Raw genomic sequence first — 22,746 nt, 5'->3', positions numbered from 1 at the left:
GGAGTCGAGATCAAGGAAGATTTAAAAGACTACATGGAAAACAAGATGTCCAAGCTAGAGAGGTTTTTCAACCGTATCATAGATAGTCAAATAGTCGTCAGCTTCGGCAGGGGCCTTTACACGGTGGAGATAACCTCCAACGCCAACGGAGTGATAATGAGGGGGCAGGAGAACGACTCGGACATGAGAAAGGCCTTCGACCAGGCGCTGAAGAACCTCGAGCGCCAGATCAAGAGGCACAAGAGCTACCTCAAGGATCGTGCGCAGCTGAAGACCCACGACGTCTCCTTCGGGATTCACGCCACAGAGCCCGAGCTTCCGATTCCTCCCGTGGAGGACATCGTTAGGGTGAAGCGCTTCCCCCTGCGTCCGATGAGCGCCAAAGAGGCTACGATGCAGATGGAGCTGCTGGGGCACGAGTTCTTCCTGTTCAAGAACGCGGAGTACGGCGGAGTGAACGTGGTGTACAAGAGAAAGGACGGGGGATACGGCCTGCTGGAGCCAACGGACTGACGGCCGCGCCGGATTGCCCCTAAGAGACGGAGAAGGACCCGAAAGGGTCCTTCTCTCAATAAGAAGAGGTGCTTGATGCACGAACTGTCGCTGGCCGAGGCGATTGTCTCGGCCCTGTTGAAGATGTACGAGGACGAGGGGTGGAGCGGAGTCAAGAGGGTGCGCCTTCGCATCGGCGCTCTGCGCCAGGTCTTTCCGGATATGCTGGAGTTCGCCTTCGGGACGTTGGTCAAGGATACCCCCTTCTCGGACGCTTCGCTTGAGATCGAGGAGGTCCCGCTGACCAACAGGTGCGGGGAGTGCGGAGAGCCTTGGGCGGAGGATTGCGCTTCATGCCCCTCGTGCGGGTCGCTCAAGCGAGAGACGGTCACGGGCATGGAGCTTGAAATTCATTCAGTGGAGGTTGAGGCGCTGTGAATAAGGTTGTCACTATTCAGCAGTCGGTGATGGCGGAGGACGAGAAGTTCGCCTCGTCCATCAGGGACAGGAACGCTCGGATGGGGCTGCTCATGGTGAACATCATAGGCTCCCCCGGGAGCGGAAAGACGACGATGCTGGAGAGGACGGCGTTGCAGGCGGGCCTTTCGATGGCAGTCATCGAGGGCGACCTGGCGACGGATCGTGACGCGGAGCGCATGGCGCGACTGGGGGTGCCCGTGGTGCAGATAAACACGAGGGGCGGGTGCCACCTCCAGGCGAACGTGGTCGAAAAGGCGATGGAGTCCCTGCCCCTGGACACTCTGGACGTGCTTTTCATAGAGAACGTCGGAAATATGGTCTGCCCCGTGGAGTTCGACCTGGGAGAGGACTTCAAGGTGGCGGTGCTGAGCACGCCGGAGGGGGCGGACAAGCCGTTGAAATATCCGTACCTGTTCACCTCGGCGAGGGCGATTCTCCTGACGAAGACCGACCTTCTACCTCATCTTTCGTTTGACATGGAGATGTTCAACTCGGATGTAAGAAAGCTCAACCCGGATGCGCCGCTGTTTATGCTGAACTCCCTGTCGGGAGAAGGGGTGAAGGACTGGGTCGACTTCGTGGTGCTCAAGGCCAGGGAGAAGAAGGCGAATGTCCGCTGATCTCCCCGTGAGGTGCGAGACAGCCTTGGATGAAAGCCGGAGGGAGCTTCTTCAGAAGCTGAACCCGCGCCAGAGGGAGGCGGTTAGTTACTGCGAAGGCCCGTTGCTGGTGCTGGCGGGCGCCGGGAGCGGCAAGACCCGCGTCCTGGCCCACAAGATCGCCTACCTGATCGCAACGGAGAGGGCGAGGCCGTGGGATTTCCTCGCCGTCACCTTCACGAACAAGGCGGCCAACGAGATGAAGGAGCGGGTAAGGGCCCTTTTGGGAGAGGGGGTAGGGGATATGCAGGTGTCCACCTTCCACTCCTTCGGGCTGCGCTTCCTGTTCAGGAATCGCTCGCACCTGCAGACCGTGGGGCTGCGCGACGGGTTCGCAGTGTTCGACCGAAACGACAGCCGCTCGCTGGTGAGGAACGTGCTTGACAGCCTGGGGCTTGACAAGAAGCAGTTCGAGCCTCCCTCCGTGCTTGAGAGGATATCGATAGTCAAGAACGAGAACAGGGCGGAATCCCCACTTCTGGAAGGGGTCTACGGGGATATATTCGCAGCTTACGGCAAGGAGCTGAGGCGGCAGAACGCGGTCGACTTCGACGACTTGCTGCTGCTTCCGTTGCTGATGCTCACTGAGGATCCGGACCTAAGACGGAAGGAACAGGAGAGGCTGTCCTGGGTGCTCGTAGACGAGTACCAGGACGTCAACAGGCTTCAGTACCTGCTTCTGCGCAGGCTCGTGGGCGCCGGCGAAAGGATAATGGTGGTCGGCGACCCAGACCAGTCGATCTATGGCTGGAGGGGGGCGGACATGGGGATGATCCTGAACTTCGAAAAGGACTTTCCGTCAGCGAAGGTGGTGGTGCTCGACCAGAACTACCGTTCGTCGGGCAACATCCTGGGAGGCGCGAACTACCTGATAGGGGGCAACTCCGCCCGCCGCAAGAAGAACCTGTGGACCTCGCGCGGCATGGGGGAGAAGATACACGTGTTGTTGGGCAGGAGCGAGTACGACGAGGCCGACTTCCTCGTCCGGGAGATTCGCCGCCTTCACGATACGGAGGGGTACGGCTTTGGCGATGTCGCGGTGTTGTACAGGATAAACGCCATGAGCCGGGTTTACGAGCAGAAGTTCCTTGAGGGACGCCTGCCCTATCGCGTGGTCCGCGGGACGGCCTTCTACGAGCGCAAGGAGGTCAAGGACGTGCTGTCGTTCATGCGGGCGGCCGTGAACCCGTCGGACCGGGTCTCCCTCTCGCGCATAGCGAACATTCCGGCAAGGGGCCTGGGGAAGAAATCGCTCGAGAAGGTCCTCTCTTTCATCGAGTCATTCGAGGGCGAAAACCCCGAGGAGCTGTGGAGCGCCGCGTCCTCCTCGAAGGAGATCAGCGGCAGGGCGGGGGAGGGCTTCAGGCAGCTGGGCGGTCACATGCTGGAGATCCTGCGGAGGGCGGAGGACTTGAACAGGGTACTGCTCTACATACTCGAAAACATCGGGTACGAGGCGGAGCTGCAGAAGGCAGATCCGGAGGGGTGGGAGGAGAGAGCGGAGAACATCCGGGAGCTCAGATCCATCGTCCCGACGGGCGGCAGCCTCGCGGAGATGCTGGCGGAGGCTGCTCTTTTCACCGACCTGGAGAGCATGGACCTCGCGGATGGTGCCGCGGTCAACCTGCTCACCCTGCACGCCGCCAAGGGGCTTGAGTTCCCCGTGGTCTTCCTGGTGGGGATGGAGGAGTCGGTCTTTCCGCACTCCAAGTGCATGGATGACAGAGAGAGCATGGAGGAGGAGCGGAGGCTGTGTTACGTGGGCATGACCAGGGCGGAGGAGCGGCTGTACCTGTCCGGCGCTCGCTCCCGCCGCCTGTTCGGCGCGACCCTTCGCAACGGTCTGTCGCGCTTTCTGTGGGAGGTTCCGGACAAGTTCAAGGTCGTTGAGGACAGGGGCGAGGAGGAGTGCCCATATGCTGGTTTCGGCGGTAACAGGAGACGTTGGGGCTGGTAAGTCCACCCTGACCGCCTGCTGGAGGGGGATGGGGGCGTCGGTCATCGACGCGGACGAGATCGTCCGCTCTATCTGGCGCCGCCCCGAGACGGTCAAGAGGGCTGTCTCCCTGTGGGGGGAGGGCGTTGTCGACGAAAAGGGCGCCGTCGTCCACTCGATAATCGCCGACGCGGCTTTCTCCAGCCCGGTCGAGTATCGCAATCTGTGCGACTTGGTCCATCCCGCCGTCAGGATAGAGATGGAGAGGGCAGCGGCTTCTCTCGAGGGCTGGGTTGTGGCGGAGATCCCTCTGCTGTTCGAGGGAGGGCTGCCCTGGTGGATTGACCTCAGCGTATACGTCGCCGCGCCCGCCGACAGGCGGGCCGAGAGAAACAGGGCTCGAGGGTGGAACGCGGACGAGATCACCAGGCGAGAGCGGTTCCTGCTCCCCACCGACGAAAAGAAACGTCTGGCTGACTACGTTGTCGAGAACTCTGGGTCATTAGACGAACTCTTGGCACGGGGCGAGGAGCTCGGGGCGCTTTTTAAGAAGGCGAGCGGGATAGTTCGCTGTTCGATGGTCTTCGACTGCAGGAAGGACGCAGACGACTACTGCGGGCGATTGACGTACAAGGGGCTCGGCGCCGAGCCCCTGCTCCGCGACGCCGAGATGCCGGGGCGGGGAAGGAGCGTCTGGATCCTCGAGTTTCTCACTCTCGAGAGCAAGTTCGCCCTTCTGCCTCCCCGTGAGGGAACGCATCGGCCCCGCGTGGATAGTATCCGACGAATGAGCTGGCCCGACAGATTGGCCGTGCTGGGGGCCCTGTCGCCTTGATAGTCATAACCAGCCACGTGGGCAACGACTTCGACTCCCTCGCAAGCATGGTGGCGGCGTCCAAGCTCTACCCGGGCGCCAAGCTCTGCCTGGCCGGGTCCGCGTCGCGCACGGTGAGGGACTTCCTGAAGAAGAACGCGTCCCGCTGGACCGTCCTGACTCCCAGGAAGATCAAGTTCGACGAGGTCACCATGCTCGTGGTCGTGGACGCAAGGTCTCGCTCGAGGATCGGACCATTCGCGGCTCTGCTCGGGAAGAAGAGCATCGCAGTGCACGTGTACGATCATCACCCGCCGTCCAAGGACGACATCGACGGGGAAAAGATCGTTATAGAGCCGCTCGGCGCATGCACCACCCTGATGGTCGAGATACTTCTCGAGAAGGGGATACCGATAGCGCCTCACGAGGCTACCCTCTTCGCCACCGGGATCTACGAGGACACCGGTGGGCTTACTTTCGGTGGCACGACCGCCAGGGACTTCGCCGCAGTTTCGCGCCTGAAGGAGATGGGCGGCGACATTGCGTCGATCCCCTCCTTCATCGAGATGTCCCTTTCCCCCCCGGAGAGGCGTCTGCTGGACTCGTTGGTGGAGAACGCCTGGGAACGCTTCATCAACGGGGCGAAGACCGTCTTCTCCGCTGTCACGTCCCCCGTATACGTCGACGGGCTATCCCTCTTCGTCCACCGCCTGAGGGACTACTTCGAGGCGGATGTAGCCATAGCCGCTGTCAAGATGGACACGAGGACGTACCTCGTCGGGCGCAGCTACGAGGACGTGCTCGACATGGCCGCATTCCTCGCGCCGATGGGGGGAGGCGGACACCCGCAGGCGGCGTCCGTAACACTGCAGAACGTCAAGCCCATGCCGCTCGTCAAGGAGATGGAGCAGCTCCTCTCGAAGGCGATAAAGCCTTCCATCACAGCAGGTGACATAATGTCGTCGCCCGTGATGGCGGTTCCGCCCGACTCGCTGGTGGACGACGCGTACAGGATCATGCTCAGGTACGGACACTCGGCCCTTCCCGTGGTCAGAGGGAAGAACATACTGGGGATGATCACCAGGAAGGACCTGGACAAGGCCCACCTCCACGGCTTTGGAAAGACCCTTATCAGGGAGTTCATGACCGAGGGGATAATGACCGTGCCTCGCGGCGCCTCAATCAGGGAGGCCCACCGGCTGTTCGTCATGCACAGCATAGGGCGGCTTCCCGTGGTGGACGAGGGGCGAATAGTAGGGATAATCACCAGGACGGACCTGGTGAAGGCCCTCTACCCTCTGTACCTATCGGCGGAGGAGAGAAAGACCGCTCCCGAGCTGCCCTGGATGGAGGATATCTCCCCTCTGATGGACGAACAGCTCTCCCAGCGGCAGAAGGACGTGCTGGCCGCGATCGGGGGCAGGGCGGAGCAGCTTGGAATGCGCGCCTTCATCGTTGGCGGTATCGTCCGCGATCTCCTGCTGAGCAGGGAGAACCTCGACCTCGATATTGTCGTCGAGGGGGACGCCGTCCGCCTGCTAAAGAGCTTCGAAAAGGATGGATTCAGGGCGTCTGTTCACGAGAGGTACAGGACGGGGACCATCTCCTTCGGCGGGGTGAAGGTGGACGTGGCTACGGCCAGGAGGGAGTTCTACGAGTTTCCAGTGGCCCAGCCGAAGGTCTTCAGCGGCTCGCTGAAGCACGACCTGTACCGAAGGGACTTCACGGTCAACGCGATGGCCGTCTCCATCAACCCTACCACCAGGGGCGTCCTTGTCGACTACTTCGGCGGCAGGATGGACCTGAAGCGAAAGACGTTGAAGACCCTTCACAACCTGAGTTTCGTCGAGGACCCGACCAGGGTGATACGGGCAGTGAGGCTCGAACAGCGCCTCGGTCTGGCGATGGAGGACAACACCCTTCGCCTGGTGCGAGGCTGCATTCGGGGAGGGCTCCTGGTGCGGCTGTCGGGATACAGGCTTCGTAGCGAGCTGGAACTCTCCTTCAGCGAGAGGTACCCGTGGGCGGCCGCGAGGCGGATGGGAGAGCTGGGCGCCTGGGACGTCCTCTTTCCCGGCATCAGGGTCGGCGAGATCAGCCGCAGGACGTTCAGGAGGCTCGGAGCGTTCCTAGCCCGCATCTCGCGTGACTTCCCGGACTTCAAGGGAAGGCAGTGGCTCGCCTTTTTCGCCGCCCTCCTCGTCGAGTCGCCGGAGAACACCAGGATTGCCGCGCTGGACAGGCTGCACCTGTCGGAGTCGGAGCGAGGGCTTGTAGTAAGATGTATAACAGGATTGAGGACTGCGGAGCACGAGCTCGGGGGAAGGGCCGGGCCGCCCAACTCTAGGATAGTGGCCTTCCTCGAAGGACATGCCCCGGTGGAGACTCTCTTCTGGAGCGCGGCGACGGAGAGATGGAGGGTCAGGAGGAGGCTCTTGCTGTACCTCGCCAGGCTTCACCTGGTGCGCCCGATGATGACCGGGAGAGAACTCCTGGAGCTCGGCTACCCGCCCGGCCCCGGGATAGGCGAGATACTGCGCGAGCTTAGACTTCTTCGGCTGGACGAGGTGCTGAGTACGAAGGAGGAAGAGAGGAAGTACGTCCTGGAGAACTTCCCCCTGCGATGACGGGGGAACGGCTCCGAGGAGGGGCCGGCGATCCGGGACTCCGGATCAGGCGTCACGGACGTCCGGCGAGTTAATCGTCCGCTCAGTGCGGACAATCGAGGAGAGTGACCGATCTTATGATGAGAATGCCTGCCTTTGCGGAGCTGCTTTTAAGCGTTCCAGCCGTCCTGTGGGCGATAACGTTTCACGAGTTCTGCCACGGATACATGGCCTATATCCTGGGCGACCCGACCGCAAAGAACGCCGGGAGGCTGTCCCTCAACCCTTTGCAACACCTGGATCCGGTGGGAGCGCTGATGCTGCTGCTTTTCCGCTTCGGATGGGCGAAGCCTGTCCCGATCGACCCTCGCTATTTCAAGAAGCCTAGAAGGGACATGCTTCTCGTCTCGATCGCGGGGGTGTCGGGCAACTTCCTGACGGCGTTCATATTCGGCATGTTCGCCCGCTTCTTTCCCCGCGTCTTCCTGGCCAATGCCGCCCTAAGGCAATTCGTCGTTCTGATGATCGTGATCAACATCGGACTCGCCGTGTTCAACCTGATCCCCATCCCTCCGCTTGACGGCTCCAAGCTACTCTACCCCCTCCTGCCCCCCTACATGCTGGAGAAGTTCTTCTGGCTGGAGAGATACGGCTTCTTCCTGCTGATGATCCTGGTCGCGCTGGGAGTGGTGCAGATGATTATGGGTCCGGTCGTCATGTTCTTCCTCAGGCTGATCTTGTTTTAGGGCCGGGACGCGCGATGAAGCTTCTTATCACTAACGACGACGGAGTCCTTGCGCCGGGCATAGTGGAGCTTGTCCGCCGCCTCTCGGAGCACGGGGAGGACTGTACCGTGGTGGCCCCCGACAGGGAGAGAAGCAGCACGGGGCACTCGGTGACCCTGACCCGCCCGCTTAAACTGTGGCCGGTGGAAGAGGGGCTCTATCCGGATTCCTGCAGGGTCTACGCGTGCGACGGAACACCCTCCGACTGTGTGCTGCTGGGACTGGAGGTGATCCGGACGGATGCGGATATGGTGCTGGCGGGGATAAACAGGGGCCCAAACCTGGGTGACGATCTTACTTACTCCGGCACGGTCTCCGCCGCGATGGAGGGTCTCCTTCTCGGTCGTCCCTCCATGGCCTTCTCGCTGGACTGCCGCGAGGAGGACGAGGAGCATCACTACGGCACTGTGTCCGCCGTCGCCCGTGCTCTGGTCGATCGTTCCAGGCTCTCCCCCCTTCCCAAAGAGGTGCTGCTGAGCGTGAACGTCCCCAACCTGCCGCTGGACGAGATAAGGGGAACGATGGTGACCCGCAAGGGAGTGCGCAGGTACGAGGAGAAGGTCAACCGGATGAAGGATCCGACGGGGCGCTCCTGCTACTGGGTGATGGGGAGGGCGGTGGACCTGCTGGACGAGGGCAGCGACGTCTGGGCCGTCGCTCACGGTTACGTGTCGATAACGCCGGTGCACATGGACATGACCCACTACCCGTCGCTCGAAAGTCTGGTTTCGGATGGACTGGAAAAAATAAACTTTAGTTAACTGGATTGAAATCGCTTGACAAATGTTTCGTGCCGTGTATAATACGTTTCATCGTGATATGCACGGCGATGACGAGGAGGAGTACCTCGCGGCGCGGCGACAGAGAGGGGAGGACAGGGGCTGAGATCCTCTCCCGCAGGCGACGAGGGAATAGAGCCTCCGAGCCGGTCTCGAAGAAAGGCCGAGGCCAAGTAGAGACGAAGGAGCGGGCGGATTATCCGTCAAGTTGGGTGGTACCGCGGGTTTGTCATGAACTCGTCCCTGTTCGGGGACGGGTTCATTTTTTTATATTCCAGGAGGGGATCGGGATGTCGAAGAACGGGAAGGTAGTGCTTGCTTACAGTGGAGGGCTTGACACGTCCGTGGCGGTGGTCTGGCTGAAGGAGCAGGGGTACGACGTGATCACCATGACGGCGGATGTCGGGCAGCAGGCGGTCGATCTCGAGGCGGCGAAGGCCAAGGCGCTTCGGACCGGGGCGGAGAAGGCCTACGTTCTCGACCTGAAGAAGCAGTTCGTCGAGCAGTTCGTCTGGCCGTCCTTGAAGGCGAACGGTATGTACCAGAGCGTATATCCGCTTAACTCGGCTCTCTCCCGGCCTCTGATCGCGGAGGTGCTGGTCGAGATAGCCAAGAAGGAGGGCGCTGTCGCTATAGCGCACGGATGCACAGGCAAGGGGCAGGACCAGGTGAGGATCGAGGTCTGCGCCAACGCCCTTGACCCGGACCTGGCGGTTCTGGCCCCGGTTCGAGACTGGTGCTTCTCCCGCGAGGCCGAGATGGAGTACGCGCAGGCTCACGGCATCCCGGTGGAGGCCACCCACGCCTCCCCCTACAGCATAGACGACAACATCTGGGGGCGGTCGATAGAGTGCGGCATCCTCGAGGACCCATGGAACGAGCCCCCCTACGACGCCTACGCTCTGACCTGCGAGCCCGAGGAGGCTCCCGAGCATCCGGACATCGTGGAGATCCAGTTCGAGAAGGGCGTGCCGACGGCCCTCGACGGGGTCCACATGGACGGCCCTACGCTGGTGCAGAGGCTGAACGAGCTGGCCGGCAAGCACGGAGTGGGCCGGATCGACATGGTCGAGGACAGGCTGGTGGGGTTCAAGAGCCGCGAGGTCTACGAATGCCCCGCCGCGATCACCCTGTTAAACGCTCACAGGGCGCTCGAGACCTTGACGTTGGACAAGAAGGTGCTTGCGGCGAAGAAGGAGCTCGAGGCCAAGTTCGGTGAGCTGACCTACGAGGGGTACTGGTTCTCTCCCCTGAAGGACGCGATAGACGCCTTCATCGACGAGACCCAGCAGTACGTCAGCGGTGTCGTCAAGGTCCGTCTTTACAAGGGAATGGCGGTCGTCCGCGGGATGAAGGCGCCGAAGTCGATCTACAGCGAAACTTTGGCCACCTACTCGGAGAATGATGGCTTCGACCATACCGCAGCCGTCGGGTTCATCAAGATATGGGGGCTTCCGATAAAGACGTGGCGGCAGGTGCACGAGAGCAAGGAGGCCGTGAAGATAGTGGCCAAGTAGAAATCAATGCCGGAAGGTGCGGTTCGGGCTTATCAGCATGGAGATGCCGTGCTTTTCGGCGGCGGCGAAGACCTCCTCGTCCCTTATGGAGCCTCCCGGCTGCACTATGACGGCGATTCCGGCCTTGGCGGCCTGCTCGATAGCGTCGGGGAAGGGGAAGAAGGCGTCGGATCCCATGGCCGCCCCCTTGGCCGCCTCCCCGGCTTGTTCCACGGCGAACCGCGCGGCGTGAAACCTGCTGCAGAAGCCGGCGCCGATGCCGATTGTCGCTCCGTTCTTCACGATGGAGATGGCGTTGCTCTTCGAAAGGGCGGCCGCCTTCCAGGCGAGCAGAATATCCTCCTTCAGATCGTGTCGCGACTTTCCTATCCATCTGCACTTTTTCAGGTCGGGCATGGGCGGCAGAGAGTCCTCCTGCACCAGCATCCCGCTCCAAGTGCCTACGAATTGATCACGGAAAACCCTGCCTCCCTTCCATTCCAGGACTCGGAGGGAGGGTTTTTTCTCCGCCAGGAGGGAGGCAGCGCCCTCGTCGTAGCCCGGGGCGATCAGGACATCTATGAACTTGCCCGAAAGGGCCGCAGCCGCCTCCATGTCGATCTTTCTCGAAATTCCCACGACTCCGCCGTAGGCCGAAAGCGAGTCGCAGTCGTAGGCACGCTCGTATGCCTCCAAGGGCGTCTCTCCCGTGGCCATCCCGCAGGGGGTCGCGTGTTTCACAACCAGGGCGCCGCAATAGCCTTGGAGCAGAGCGCAGCCGCGCATGGCGCAGTCGGCGTCCAGTATATTGTTGTAGGACAGGGGCTTGCCCGAGAGCTGCTCCCAAGGGAGATTGCTCAGAGGGGGCAGGTAGAGGGCGGCATCCTGGTGGGGGTTTTCGCCGTACCGAAGCTGATGGCGACGCCTAAGAACCAGGGGCAGGTCAATAGGCTGCTCCGGATGGGAGAAACCCGTGGCCTGCTTGATTCCTTCGACGATCATGGCGTCGTAGGAAGAGGTGGCGGCGAAGGCTTTTATCGCAAGTCGCTCCCGCGTGGCGGTCGACACGTCGCCATCGCTTCTCAGCTCCTCCACTACGGGTGAGTAGTCCGCTGTGTCCATCAGGACTATCACCTGGCTGAAGTTCTTGCCACCCGCCCTCAGAAGCGAGACTCCGCCTATGTCGATCTCCTCGAGCAGCTCCTCGAGGGGACGCACGTCCCTGGCCGCCTGCTCGAAAGGGTAGAGGTTGCAGACGATCATGTCCATCAGGGGGATGGACAGCTCGTCGATCTCGCTCATGTCGACGGAGCTCTCTCTGCGCGCGAGTATCCCTCCGAAGATCTTGGGGTGCAGAGTCTTCACCCTTCCGCCAAGTATATGAGGGTAGCCGGTTATCTGGGCCACCTCGACGACCTCTATCCCCGCCTTGCGGAGGAAGGAGTATGTCCCCGAGCTCGAGTAGAGCTCCCAGCCGAGGTCGAAAAGAGATTTCGCCAACTCGACGATCCCTGTTTTATCGTAAACAGAGAGAAGCGCTCGCCGTTTTATCATCGTGTCAGCCCCTTTCAAAAAACCGATCGTAATGAGCGCCGGGCTTCTGGCCGACGCATGCGGACGATCACTTTACCACGCTAGCTGCGATGGGGCAAGAGGAAAATCGCTTTTTCGCCGATCTGCGGATTGGTCGTCATCCTGTGTCATAATAGAGAGGGCTTTCGCCCGGGATGACATCAAAAGAACTTCGAGGTGTATCGCTTGAGTATTTGTAACGAGGTGCTGCCCCGGACGACTTTGATCCTCGCCGGGGGACAGGGAACGCGCATGGGCGGAGAGAAGCTGGCATTGGCCGTCGACTCGGAGCTTCTCCTGTCGAAGGTCGTCAGGAGGATAGTCTCATTCTCCGACGAGATTCTTCTTTCTGTGACGCCCGGCCAGGTTCCGTATGTTTCCAGCGTGCTGTCGGGTATAATCTCCAGGTACGGCATTCGCGTCGTGCAGGACAGCATTCCGATGAGAGCCGGCCCTTTGCTGGGCATAGTTTCCGGCCTCGAGGCGTCGTCATCGGACTGGTTGTTCGTGTGCGCCTGCGATATGCCCGCTATATCGGAGGCCGTCGTCAGGACTCTGTGGAAGTCGGGGGACAAGAGCGCGTCGGTGATAGTTCCCTACATCGGAGGGTTCTATCAGCCGCTGCATGCGTTCTACAACAGGTCCTGCCTTCCCGAGGCGGGGAGGCTCCTCCGGGAGGGGCGGCGAAAGACGACCGCTCTATACGACATGGTGCCCGTGTCGCTGGTGGAGGACGGGAATTTTTCGCATCTCCCGGGCTATAAAAGGTCCTTTGAGAACATCAACAGCATGGACGACCTGGAGAGGGTGGCGGGGCCTCTGCGGTAAGGCCGCCCTTGGCGGCGCGCTACATAAATGAAATTGTGAAGGAGACGTTTGATGGAACAGAAGCGCATTAGGAATTTTTGCATCATAGCTCATATCGACCACGGGAAATCCACTCTGGCCGACAGGCTGCTGGAGGAGACCAGGACGATCGAATCCCGGGATATGAAGCTGCAGGTCCTCGACTCCCTCGACCTCGAGAGGGAGAGGGGGATCACGATAAAACTCGTCCCCGTCCGGATGAACTACAGGGCGGAGGACGGGGAGGAATACGTCCTCAACCTGATAGACACGCCGGGGCACGTCGACTTCGGCTACGAGGTATCGCGATCGCTGGCCGCCTGCGAGGGGGCGCTGCTCGTGGTTGACTCGACGCAGGGCGTGGAGGCCCAGACCTTGGCCAACGCCTACATGGCGGTGGACCAAGGGCTCGAGATTCTGCCGGTGATCAACAAGATAGACCTGCCGTCGTCGCGCCCCGATTACGTGATAAAGGAGATCGAGGAGGTCGTCGGGATCGACTGCGACGAGGTCATACTCGCCAGCGCCAAGGAGGGCAGCGGAATCACGGAGATCCTGGAGCGAATCGTGCGAGACGTACCCGCTCCCGAGGGCGATCCGGGCGCACCTCTGCAGGCCATGATATTCGACTCCAAATACGACAACTACAAGGGAGTCATCTGCTACGTCCGGGTGGTGAACGGGACGATGAGGCCGGGGCGAAACATACGGTTCATGGCGACGGGAAATGTATTCCCCCTGGAGGAGGTCGGGGTGCTTCGACCCAGCTTCGAACCCGCTTCGGAGTTGGTCGCCGGGGAGGTGGGCTACGTTGTCTCCAACATCAAGACAGTGGCCGAGGCGAACGTCGGTGACACGATAACGGAGGATGCCCGTCCCGCCTCGTCCGCCCTTCCGGGCTACAGGAAGGTCAAGCCGGTTGTCTTCTGCGGCTTCTACCCCGTGGAGAGGGACGACTACCCCCAGCTGCGCGACGCGTTGGAGAAGCTCGTGCTAAACGACTCGGCGATAACCTTCGAACCGGAGACGTCGTTGGCGCTGGGCTTCGGCTTCAGGTGCGGCTTCCTGGGGCTGTTGCACATGGACGTGTCGAAGGAGCGCCTGCGCAGGGAGTTCGACGTAGAGCTGGTGGCCACCGCCCCCAACGTTATCTACGAGGTTCTGACGAAGAGCGGGGAGGTCATCGAGGCGCATCGCCCTTCTGACTTTCCCGAGATTGGAGATATCGAGGAGATACGGGAGCCGATGATAAAGCTCACCCTCTTCGTGCCGTCGGATTACGTCGGCAAGGTGATGAAGCTCTGCCAGGACAAGAGGGGGGTCTACATATCGATGGACTACCTTGCCCCCGACCGGGTGAGGCTCGTCTACGAGCTGCCGCTGGCCGAGTTCATAATAGATTTTCACGACAAGCTGAAGTCCCAGACGAGGGGCTTCGCGTCGCTCGACTACGAGCACACGGGACTGAAACCCTCCGATCTGGTTAGGGTCGATGTGCTGATCAGCGGCGAGGCGGCCGACGCTTTCTCCTTCATCTGCCACCGGGACTTCGCCTACACCCGCGGACAGGCGGTGGTGCGAAAACTGAAGGAGCTGATCCCGAGCCAGCTCTTCGAAGTCCCGATACAGGCGTCCATCGGCAAGAAGGTGATTGTCCGCCAGAACGTGAAGGCCCTCCGAAAAGACGTGATAGCCAAGTGCTACGGGGGCGACATCACCCGCAAGCGCAAGCTGCTCGAGAGGCAGAGAGAGGGAAAGAAACGCATGAAGCAGATCGGGAGGGTGTCCATCCCTCAGGAGGCCTTCCTCGCCTTCCTGAAGGTGGAGGAGGATGAGGAGTAGCACGGGCGAGGATATAGCGGGATTAATCCTCTCGGGCGGAGAGGATTTTTCCATCTACCTGCACATCCCCTTCTGCGCCGCCAAGTGTCCCTACTGCTCTTTCTACAGCTTCGTGCCGTCCGAGGGGGAGGTGGAAAGCTACTGCTCGCTTCTTGCGAGGGAGATCGACTTTTACGGAGAACTCCTGAAGGGCGGCGGTGTTCGTGCCGCTACATTCTACTTCGGCGGCGGGACCCCGACACTGCTTGCGCCGGATCGGTGGCGCGGTCTTCTGACCCGCCTTGGCGAACTCATCCCGCAGTCCGAGGGCATGGAGATAAGCGTGGAGGCGAACCCGGACTCCCTGTTGGAAGAGCACCTGTCCGCCTGGAGGGAGCACGGGGTGACAAGGGTGAGCGTGGGGGTCCAGAGCCTCTCCGACGACGAGCTGGTTCTGCTCGAGAGGCTGCACGATTCGAAAAAGGCCGAGCACGCAGTTCGGATGTGCGTGGACGAAGGCTTCTCCGTGAGCGCGGACCTGATCTTCGGGCTTCCGGGTCAGAGCCTGAGGTCGTTCGCCAAATCGGTTGAAGGGGTCGTGTCGCTTGGCGTGGATCACCTGTCGCTCTACCAGCTCACGGTAGACGAGGGTTGCAGATGGTCGGAGCAACGAGAGCCCGGTCCCGCGGACGGGTACGGATTCTACAGGTGGGCCCAGTGGCGTATGCCGAAATACGGATTCTCGCAGTACGAGATAGCGAGCTTCGCCCGGCCCGGGAGGGAGTGCCGCCACAACATGGCTTACTGGACGAATGGCCAAGTGCTGGCCCTCGGCGCCGGGGCGTGGGGGTGCGCCGACGGGCTCAGATACCGCAACGAGCGGACCGCGGCGGGCTACGCGGCTGCGATCGTTGCCACGGGGAACGCCGTCTCGGCGATGGAGCCTCTGGATGCGGAGGGGCGTGCGCGGGAGGCTGCGATACTGCTGCTGCGCACCTCGAGGGGCATAGTCTACGACGAATTCATCTCCCGGCACGGCGAGGACAGCCTTGCGGAGATACTGGCCGTGTTGAGGCAGGAAGTCCCACCCGAGTGCCTTATCCAGGGCGAGTCGTCGCTGACCCTATCCCCGAGGGGGATGAGGGTCGCCAACGCGATCTGGAGGCTGATCGTCCAGCCCTCTCCCGTTAGAGGGAGAGGGTTCTGTCCACGGCAAGAAGCGCCTCGGTGATCTCGAACATGTTCGATATCACACCGGCGCCTATGTCGGTCGTGAGGCCGAGATGGGACGTGCAGGTGCCGCATACGAGGATCCTGACGCCCTTTCTTTCGAGATCGCTCAAGTGGTCGAGCGACGAAGTGTGCTTCACGGCGAGCCTTACTCCCTCGTTCATCAGGGCGATTACCTCGGGAAGGGGTTCCACCTGGGAGAGGGTTCCGAGCAGACTCTTCATCAGGACCTCCCCCAGTAGCGGGTCGTCACCGCCCAGGACCGGCCTGGTGATCAGTATGCCGATGGACCTTCGCCGGTCGGCGACTGTTTCCTCCCGCAGGCTTGGCCCGGTCTCCTTCGGCTCGGGCGTCTCCTCCGGCTCGGTCGGAGTCTCTTCGTCCCCTTCGGTGGACGCCGGCGAGGCGACGCCCTCCGCGTGTGGCTCTTCAAGCTGCTGTACGGCGGCGGGGGCGTTTTCGAGGAGTGCCTCGCCGGCCGAGGCCTGTATCGTGATGTTCCCGTCCTCGTCCACTATCAGGACGGAGTAGCCTCTTGACTCCAGAAACCTCTTCACATTCGAGGCGGAGACGGCGTTGTCCAGCAGGACCTCCAGCTCCCTCGCGCCACTCTCGATCTGTGCCTTGGTCATTATCACCGGCTGCGGGCAGCTTCTCCCCCGAGCGTCTATCCTCTCCATAGTCACATGCCTCCAGGCTCTGCGTGTTAGAAGCTCGCGGAGATGTATCACGGCTCGTTTCTCCGCACGCCCAATTATAATGTAGAATAGATTTATGGACAAATGGCAGTGCCACCCCATGAGGCAGGTCGGCAGCTTGACGGCCGCACGAGACAAGTTCATGCCAGGAAAGGTGATTGACCCGCTTTGAGACCAACTGCAAAAGAAGCCGATATGCGCTCGCTTCCTTCGATGGATGTCCTTCTGAACAGCCCTCTCGTGACGCCGTTCTTCGCGGAGATTGGACGCGATGCGGCAAAATCGATACTGGGCTCGGCCCTCTCCTCCGCCAGGGAGGAACTGCAGGGAGGCGAACTCTCCTCCGCGTCGATAGAGGAGGTGCTCTCGAGGGCGATTCCGCTCTTGAAGAGGGCGTCGGAGTACAGCCTGGTCCCGGTAGTAAACGCCACGGGGGTCGTGGTGCACACGAATTTGGGCCGCTCCTGCCTGGCGGACGAGGCCGCGGACTCGGCCCTGTCGGTAGCGAAGAGCTACAGCACGCTCGAGTACGACCTCGACGAGGGTAGGAGGGGCTCGAGGACGGACCACGTGGAGTGGCTTCTGCGTCGCGTCACAGGCGCGGAGGCGGCAATCGCGGTCAACAACAACGCGGGGGCGGTGCTCCTTTCACTCGCGGCTCTGTGCAAGGGCAAGGAGGTCGTGGTATCCAGGGGGGAGCTCGTCGAGATCGGCGGCTCGTTCCGCATCCCGGAGATCATGGAGTTCTCGGGCGTCCGCCTGGTGGAGGTCGGCTCGACGAACAGGACGCACAGGCACGACTACGAGAGGGCCATCGGCCCTGACACGGCGGCCCTGTTGAAGGTGCATCCGTCCAACTTCCGCATGGAGGGCTTCGTCTGTTCCCCCTCGCGGGAGGAGCTGGCGTCGTTGGCCGAGGAGAGAGGGCTGTACTTCATAGAGGACCTGGGCAGCGGCACCCTGCTCGACCTGTCGCAATACGGTCTGTCCGGCGAGCCGACGGTCGGCGACTGTTTGAGGGGGGGAGTGCACCTTGTGACCTTCTCGGGCGACAAGCTGCTGGGCGGCCCACAGATAGGCGGTGCGGCGGGCAGGAAGGAGCTGGTGGAGGCGCTGAGGAGCTATCCGCTCCACAGGGCGCTGCGTGTGGACAAGATGACTTTGGCGGCCTTCGAGGCGACCCTGAGACTCTACCTGAGAGGGGAGGAGGGGGTCATACCGACGATCGCGATGCTGTCGGCCGATCCCGTCGCCCTGAGGTCCAGGGCCGAGGCCCTTCGCGACAGGCTGAAGGTCTCCTTCCCCCAAGGACGGTTCGCTTTGGTCGAGGTGGAGGACGCGGTCGGCGGTGGCGCGTTCCCAGCGAAGGACCTCCCCGGCTGGGGGGTGGCACTTTCCATGCCGGGATGGGGCGGCTCGGGCAGGATCCAGAAGCTGCTCAGAAAGGCGACACCTCCGGTGGTCGCTGGTGCGAGGGAGGACGAAGTCCTGATACACGTGCGAACCCTGCTGCAGGGGGACGAGGAGCGTATCGAGGACGCATTCGGGCATGTCGAGCGTGTTCTCGCCGCTCGGACGGAGGAGGAGGGCGGCGATGGAAGGTAGGGAGATATCGCTGGTGCTCGGCACGGCCGGGCATATAGATCATGGAAAGACCACCCTGGTTCGAGCAGTTACCGGGGTCGACTGCGACAGGCTGTCGGAGGAGAAAAAACGCGGCATCACGATAGAGCTTGGGTTCGCACCCCTGAGGCTCGATGATGGCCGAATCGCAAGCATTGTCGACGTGCCCGGGCACGAGAGATTTATCCGCCAGATGGTAGCGGGCGCCTCGGGAATAGACGGAGTGCTGCTGGTGGTGGCGGCAGACGAGGGAGTCATGCCTCAGACCAGGGAGCACCTGGAGATTCTCGACCTGCTCGGGGTGAGGGATGGACTGACGGCACTGACCAAGACGGACTCGGTGGACTCCGAGCTGATGGAGCTGGCACTCGAGGACGTGCGCGACTGCCTGAAGGGGACGTTCCTGGAGGGGAGGCCGATCGTGCCGGTTTCGGCCCTGGAGGGAAGGGGTATGGATCTACTGAGGAGGGAGCTGGCACTGCTCGTGGACAGGATAACCCCGCGCCCCAGGAAGGGGCCCTTCTTCCTTCCGGTGGACAGGACCTTCCCGATGTCAGGCTTCGGGACTGTGATAACCGGTACTGCCTACAGGGGCGAGCTCCGTCCCGGCGCGGAGGGAGTGGTTCTGCCGTCCGGGCGGGAGGGGCGGATACGAAGCGTGCAGGTACACGGAGCTAACGCCGATGTCGCAATGGCGGGGCAGAGGGTCGCTGTCAGTTTGGCCGGGGTATCGATAGACGAGATCGCAAGGGGAGACGTGCTGGCCGCCAAGGGGATATACGCGCCGACCAAGTGCTTCGAGTGCGAATTTCGCCTACTGGACAGCGTTCCCTCCCTCAGGCACTGGCAGCGAGTGCGCCTTCACATAGGGACGTCGGACGTCACAGCGAGGATCTCCCTCCTTCAATCACCCTCGATGAAGGGCGGTGAGACGGTTCCGGCGCAGATTATCACGGAGGAAGAGGTCGTGTGCCTGGTCGGCCAAAGGTTCGTCGTCCGTAGGTACAGTCCGCTGGAGACGATCGCGGGAGGACGAGTCCTCTCCGCCTACGCGTCGAAACCGCGTGGGAGGAGCGCCAGGATGGCGTGCGTAGAGCGCATCTCGGCGCTGGCCGGTGCCGAGTCGCCGGAGGAGAGGTTCACAGTGCTTCTCGACTCCTCGGGGATCCTGAGCCTGGACGAGACTGTGCGGCACTTGCAGGAGGCCCCGTCGGACGTAGTGAAGATCGGCGAGAGGTTGCGTATGGACCCCAAAGGACTGATGCTCCTTCTCACACCGGATGAAGGCCGCGAGGAAATCGCTCGGGCGGGAGTGGTATTTCTGCAGGGAGAGAGGAAGCTCTTCCTGTCGCCCGAAAGAACGGTCGGGCTGGCTACGGAGGTCGTCTCCTTCCTTCGTGATTTCCACGAGGCGCATCCGTCGCAGGCGGGAGCCGTCGCGGACGAGGTGTCACGTAGTGCTCTGAAGGGCTTCGAGCCGAGAACCGCCAGGGCCTTCCTGGAGATTCTTGTCTCGGGCGGCGTGATAGTCGCGGGGGAGGGTTTCGTCCGGCTGAGCACCTTCACGCCGCGCGACGACGAGAGGTTCGCCAGGGAATCCGAGACTCTCCTGGACATATGCAGAAGAAGGGGCTTTCAGCCTCCGCTCATAGAGGAGCTGGCGGCGGAGTCCGGGCTGGACGAGAAGAGCTTCGCGTCCTTGCTGAAGGAGATGCGCGAGACCGGGATCCTGTCCATAGTGTCGGGATTCGTTCTGTCGGCGGAGGTCGAGGAGAGGCTCCTGGATCTGCTGCTGAAGGAGAGGGAGGGCTTCACCCTGGCCAGGGTAAGGGATCTGACCGAAAGCACCAGGAAATTTGTCCTGCCCCTGCTCGAGTACTTGGACGCAAAGGGGTACACGAGGAGGGCGGGAGAGGCGCGAATACTGATACCGTCTAGGTTGAAACGGCGCGCTTGATTCAGTCCGCCGCCACTCCGAGGCTCGAATCCCCGGACATGAGGGGTCCGAGAAATTTGATATTTTTCTGTATTCATGGTACCATATTCTGCACGACGAGTTACTAGGAGTGACTTGAATGGCAGGAAACATAGTATCGATCCGAGAGCAAGTGGCAATGTACAAGGGGCTGACGGTCCGCTACCGGACGGCCAAGGGACGCCGCAAGGTCGAGGAGCGTCAGGGAGTCGTCCTCGAAACCTATCCGAAACTTTTCACTCTTTACGTTGAATCCCAAGACAGCAAAGTCTCCTTCAGCTATGCGGAGCTCCTGACCCGCGAGGTCGAGTTGGAGCTTTTGCCAAGCAACAGAAGTTAGCCCGAAATTGCACATGCATCCAGGTATGCCCCGCCACATGAAGTGTGGAGGGGCATACTTTATTTCATCATGCACGGAAGGGAGAGGTGGAATTGATCTACTGTCTGCCGTCGGCGGCCAAGCTGAATCTCACACTGCGCGTCATTGGAAGGCGCGAGGACGGTTACCACGAACTGCGTTCCCTTTTTTACCGACTTTCCCCGGTTGAAACATTGACAATAGAGACCGATTATGGTCATAATGTAAAGAATAAGATTAATGTCACCGGCTTGCAAATCAAAGGCAGAAATATCCTTGAAGACGTCCTTGAGTTGGCGGCGACCAGGGGGAAATTTCCACCGTTGAGGCTGCGACTTCACAAGGAGGTCCCCCCTGGAAGCGGCCTTGGAGGGGGCAGTGGCAACGCGGCCACGCTGATCTCGTGGCTCAACCTGTTTTTGAGCGAGGAAAACTCGTTGCGAGGCGAGGAGGTGGGCTCCGACGTTCCCTTTTTCCTGGAAGGCGGAAAATGGGCCCAAGTCGGCGGAAGAGGGGAGGACGTCCAACGATTGCCGTACAACCCTCCGCACTATCACGTCGTTGTCGCCATACCCTCGTGGAGCATGTCGACACGCAGGGCGTTCTCGCTGCTGGCGGCGAGATTCGGGTCCTCGCGCCTGATGAGCGAGGATCAGGCGGAGATGGAGAGAGACGACGTGATGGGCAAGCTTGGGGCCTGTCGACATTACGGCCTGCTCCCCAACGACTTTGCACCTTTTCTCATGGAGGCTCACCCTGAATACAACGATCTTTTCAGGACTTTCGATGAGGGCGGCGCCCTCGCATGGGGGATAACAGGCAGCGGAGGCGCTGCATTCTCATTCTTCATAGACGGGGATGAATGTGCAAGAACAGCCGCGGTCCTTGGCGGCATCGGATGGATAAAAAAAATATTGATTCTGGAGTGATGACCGATGAGAGGACAAAGAACGGAAAGACTGATACGGATCGCCACGAGGTTTCTCACCTGTCCGTCGAGGCAGCTCTCCCTGACGTCGCTGGCCGAGGACTTTCTCGTCTCGAAGACAGTCATCAGCGACGACGTCACGATAATCGACGAGTCACTCGCGAAGGAGGGTCTCGGCGGCATAACGGTCGACAGGGGAAGGACGGGGGGCGCTTTTTTCGTGCCCCGCCTGGACGAGGATGTCAAGCGCGGTTTCCTCGAGGACCTAGTGGTCCTGCTGAACGACGAGGAGCGCTTTCTGCCCGGCGGGATGGTGTATTATAGCGACATCCTCTTCAACCCGCACTTCGGGCTTAGACTGGGCTACATAATGGCGTCCCTGTTCAGCGAGATGCGCCCGGACATCGTGATGACGTCCGAGGTCAAGGGGATTCCGCTCGCCCTCTTCACCGCTCATGCGATGGGGATACCCCTCGCTGTCTGCCGTTTCAGAAACAGGGCCAGCGACGGCTCGGCCGTTACCGTGCACTACCCGACCAAGAACGGCGAGATAAAGGCGATGTACATGGGTACCAAGCAGCTGTCCAGCGGAAAAAAAGTGGTCATAATCGACGATTTTATGAGAGGCGGAAGCACGGCCGCGGGAATGCTCCTCGTCGCCAAGGAGTTTGGCGTCGAGGTCGTGGGGACAGGTGTCTTCATCGTCGCATCCGAGCCATCGGAGAAGGCGGTCGCATCGTACAGGGCCCTCCTGCGGCTGGAGAGCGACGAGGACGGGAAACCGCGCATGATGATTTCAGATGAAGGCGAGGTTTGACGATACCCTCCCGCTGATATAAAATCCCCCTTGATGGAAGGGAGGTGACTTCATCTTTCATGCGTGTATACGTGGAGAAGGACGAATGTATCGGATGCGGAGTGTGCGCTCAGGTGTGTCCCGAGGTATTTTCGATGGACGAGGATGCCGGGGTTTCCAAGGTAATACGCCCTGAGGGAGGCGACTGCGCCGTTGAAGCTGCCGACAGCTGCCCGGTGGGATGTATTACAATAGAGGATTGACGAACAGGCGCGCTTATTCGTAAATGAGATCGACTATTGCTTTTCTCCGTCGCACTGGCGTATAATGAGCAGCGCTTCAAAGGAGGGCCTATAGCTCAAGTGGTTAGAGCCACCGGCTCATAACCGGAAGGTTCCTGGTTCGAGTCCAGGTAGGCCCACCAGTATTTTATGCGGTGAAAGCCGTGGTATTGCGTTAAGCCCGCCGAGAGCGGGCTTTTCATGGTATTGTGTCCGGTGGTGTGCGATAGAATGCGACGGAATCCGACGCATGACCGTACAAAAAACCGTACAACGGGATTGAGGCGGGGGCGTCGTTGTACGGTAATGGCAGGGGGCGATGTAAATGGCATTAACGGATCTCGCAGTCAAGTCTGCTAAGGCGCGATCTACCACTTACGCCTTGCGCGACGAAAGGAACCTGTATTTGCAGGTGGCGCCGTCAGGTCGCAGGTATTTCGTTGTGCGGTACTGGGAGGATGGCCGCGAACGGAAAATTTCGCTCGGCCCTTATCCGTATGTGACGCTGAAGGACGCACGGCAGCGGCGAGACGAGATGTTTATGGCCCGGGCGGCGGGGCAGCCGATCGGG

General features: G+C 61.1%; 21 protein-coding genes and 1 tRNA gene. 20 read left to right on the top strand and 2 right to left on the bottom strand.

Annotated features, from left to right (window positions below):
- Window positions 1-9: 9 nt before the first annotated feature.
- From raiA to GX181_02810, 9 genes are all read left to right on the top strand, one after another.
- The gene (gene raiA / locus GX181_02850) at window positions 10-513 is read left to right on the top strand and encodes a ribosome-associated translation inhibitor RaiA (protein ID NLM70887.1); all 504 of its coding nucleotides are present in this window, start codon (window positions 10-12) and stop codon (window positions 511-513) included.
- Window positions 514-588: 75 nt separating this feature from the next.
- Window positions 589-930 carry a hydrogenase maturation nickel metallochaperone HypA gene (locus tag GX181_02845; GenBank protein NLM70886.1) on the top strand — a complete coding sequence of 114 codons (342 nt, stop codon included), beginning with the start codon at window positions 589-591 and terminating at the stop codon, window positions 928-930.
- A complete protein-coding gene (hypB, locus tag GX181_02840) occupies window positions 927-1,592 on the top strand; it encodes a hydrogenase nickel incorporation protein HypB (protein ID NLM70885.1) in 666 nt (221 codons plus the stop codon). Before GX181_02845 ends, hypB begins: the two co-directional genes overlap by 4 nt.
- A complete protein-coding gene (locus tag GX181_02835) occupies window positions 1,582-3,588 on the top strand; it encodes a UvrD-helicase domain-containing protein (protein ID NLM70884.1) in 2,007 nt (668 codons plus the stop codon). Before hypB ends, GX181_02835 begins: the two co-directional genes overlap by 11 nt.
- Window positions 3,548-4,402, top strand: a complete 855-nt coding sequence (coaE, locus tag GX181_02830; GenBank protein ID NLM70883.1) for a dephospho-CoA kinase — start codon at window positions 3,548-3,550, stop codon at window positions 4,400-4,402. The genes GX181_02835 and coaE overlap by 41 nt, the downstream gene beginning before the upstream one ends.
- Entirely contained in the window at window positions 4,399-7,008 is a 2,610-nt protein-coding gene (locus GX181_02825) for a CBS domain-containing protein (protein NLM70882.1), read from the top strand. Before coaE ends, GX181_02825 begins: the two co-directional genes overlap by 4 nt.
- Window positions 7,009-7,127: 119 nt before the next feature.
- A complete protein-coding gene (locus GX181_02820) occupies window positions 7,128-7,733 on the top strand; it encodes a site-2 protease family protein (GenBank protein NLM70881.1) in 606 nt (201 codons plus the stop codon).
- Window positions 7,734-7,747: 14 nt separating this feature from the next.
- Window positions 7,748-8,533: a 5'/3'-nucleotidase SurE gene (gene surE, locus GX181_02815; GenBank protein NLM70880.1), complete on the top strand. Its 786-nt coding sequence runs from the start codon at window positions 7,748-7,750 to the stop codon at window positions 8,531-8,533.
- A gap of 308 nt (window positions 8,534-8,841) precedes the next feature.
- Window positions 8,842-10,068 (top strand): argininosuccinate synthase, encoded by a 1,227-nt coding sequence (locus GX181_02810; protein ID NLM70879.1) that lies wholly within the window; start codon window positions 8,842-8,844, stop codon window positions 10,066-10,068.
- A gap of 3 nt (window positions 10,069-10,071) precedes the next feature.
- Here GX181_02810 and purH read toward each other — a convergent pair whose 3' ends face one another.
- Window positions 10,072-11,598, bottom strand: coding sequence for a bifunctional phosphoribosylaminoimidazolecarboxamide formyltransferase/IMP cyclohydrolase (purH, locus tag GX181_02805; protein ID NLM70878.1), 1,527 nt, complete (start codon window positions 11,596-11,598; stop codon window positions 10,072-10,074).
- A 207-nt stretch (window positions 11,599-11,805) separates the two neighbouring features.
- Here purH and GX181_02800 point away from each other — a divergent pair, with 207 nt between their 5' ends.
- From GX181_02800 to hemW, 3 genes are read left to right on the top strand one after another with little or no spacing between them, the layout of a single operon-like run.
- On the top strand, window positions 11,806-12,447 hold the full coding sequence (locus GX181_02800; protein ID NLM70877.1) for a molybdenum cofactor guanylyltransferase: 642 nt from the start codon (window positions 11,806-11,808) through the stop codon (window positions 12,445-12,447).
- 51 nt (window positions 12,448-12,498) lie between these two features.
- Window positions 12,499-14,307: an elongation factor 4 gene (gene lepA, locus GX181_02795; protein NLM70876.1), complete on the top strand. Its 1,809-nt coding sequence runs from the start codon at window positions 12,499-12,501 to the stop codon at window positions 14,305-14,307.
- On the top strand, window positions 14,297-15,517 hold the full coding sequence (gene hemW, locus GX181_02790; protein ID NLM70875.1) for a radical SAM family heme chaperone HemW: 1,221 nt from the start codon (window positions 14,297-14,299) through the stop codon (window positions 15,515-15,517). Before lepA ends, hemW begins: the two co-directional genes overlap by 11 nt.
- Here hemW and yedF read toward each other — a convergent pair.
- Window positions 15,474-16,196, bottom strand: a complete 723-nt coding sequence (yedF, locus tag GX181_02785) for a sulfurtransferase-like selenium metabolism protein YedF (protein ID NLM70874.1) — start codon at window positions 16,194-16,196, stop codon at window positions 15,474-15,476. The genes hemW and yedF overlap by 44 nt on opposite strands.
- Before the next feature lie 213 nt (window positions 16,197-16,409).
- On the opposite strand from yedF, the gene GX181_02780 reads away from it, so the two are divergent.
- From GX181_02780 to GX181_02745, 8 genes are all read left to right on the top strand, one after another.
- On the top strand, window positions 16,410-17,819 hold the full coding sequence (locus tag GX181_02780; GenBank protein ID NLM70873.1) for an L-seryl-tRNA(Sec) selenium transferase: 1,410 nt from the start codon (window positions 16,410-16,412) through the stop codon (window positions 17,817-17,819).
- On the top strand, window positions 17,809-19,794 hold the full coding sequence (selB, locus tag GX181_02775; GenBank protein ID NLM70872.1) for a selenocysteine-specific translation elongation factor: 1,986 nt from the start codon (window positions 17,809-17,811) through the stop codon (window positions 19,792-19,794). The genes GX181_02780 and selB overlap by 11 nt, the downstream gene beginning before the upstream one ends.
- A 118-nt stretch (window positions 19,795-19,912) precedes the next feature.
- A complete protein-coding gene (locus tag GX181_02770; GenBank protein NLM70871.1) occupies window positions 19,913-20,152 on the top strand; it encodes a hypothetical protein in 240 nt (79 codons plus the stop codon).
- A 341-nt stretch (window positions 20,153-20,493) separates the two neighbouring features.
- Window positions 20,494-21,099: a hypothetical protein gene (locus GX181_02765; protein ID NLM70870.1), complete on the top strand. Its 606-nt coding sequence runs from the start codon at window positions 20,494-20,496 to the stop codon at window positions 21,097-21,099.
- A gap of 6 nt (window positions 21,100-21,105) precedes the next feature.
- The gene (gene purR, locus GX181_02760; GenBank protein NLM70869.1) at window positions 21,106-21,915 is read left to right on the top strand and encodes a pur operon repressor; all 810 of its coding nucleotides are present in this window, start codon (window positions 21,106-21,108) and stop codon (window positions 21,913-21,915) included.
- Window positions 21,916-21,974: 59 nt separating this feature from the next.
- Window positions 21,975-22,157 carry a ferredoxin gene (locus tag GX181_02755; GenBank protein ID NLM70868.1) on the top strand — a complete coding sequence of 61 codons (183 nt, stop codon included), beginning with the start codon at window positions 21,975-21,977 and terminating at the stop codon, window positions 22,155-22,157.
- Between the two features lie 84 nt (window positions 22,158-22,241).
- Window positions 22,242-22,318 (top strand) — tRNA-Ile (locus GX181_02750).
- 182 nt (window positions 22,319-22,500) lie between these two features.
- The coding region (locus tag GX181_02745) for a DUF4102 domain-containing protein (protein ID NLM70867.1) at window positions 22,501-22,746 on the top strand (246 nt) is incomplete at its 3' end.

Source organism: Synergistaceae bacterium, from assembly GCA_012521675.1.
In the GTDB taxonomy this organism is placed as follows: Bacteria; Synergistota; Synergistia; order Synergistales; family Aminobacteriaceae; genus JAAYLU01.
Note: the sequence above shows the minus strand (reverse complement) of the source record. Positions and strands in the feature narration are given on the sequence as shown.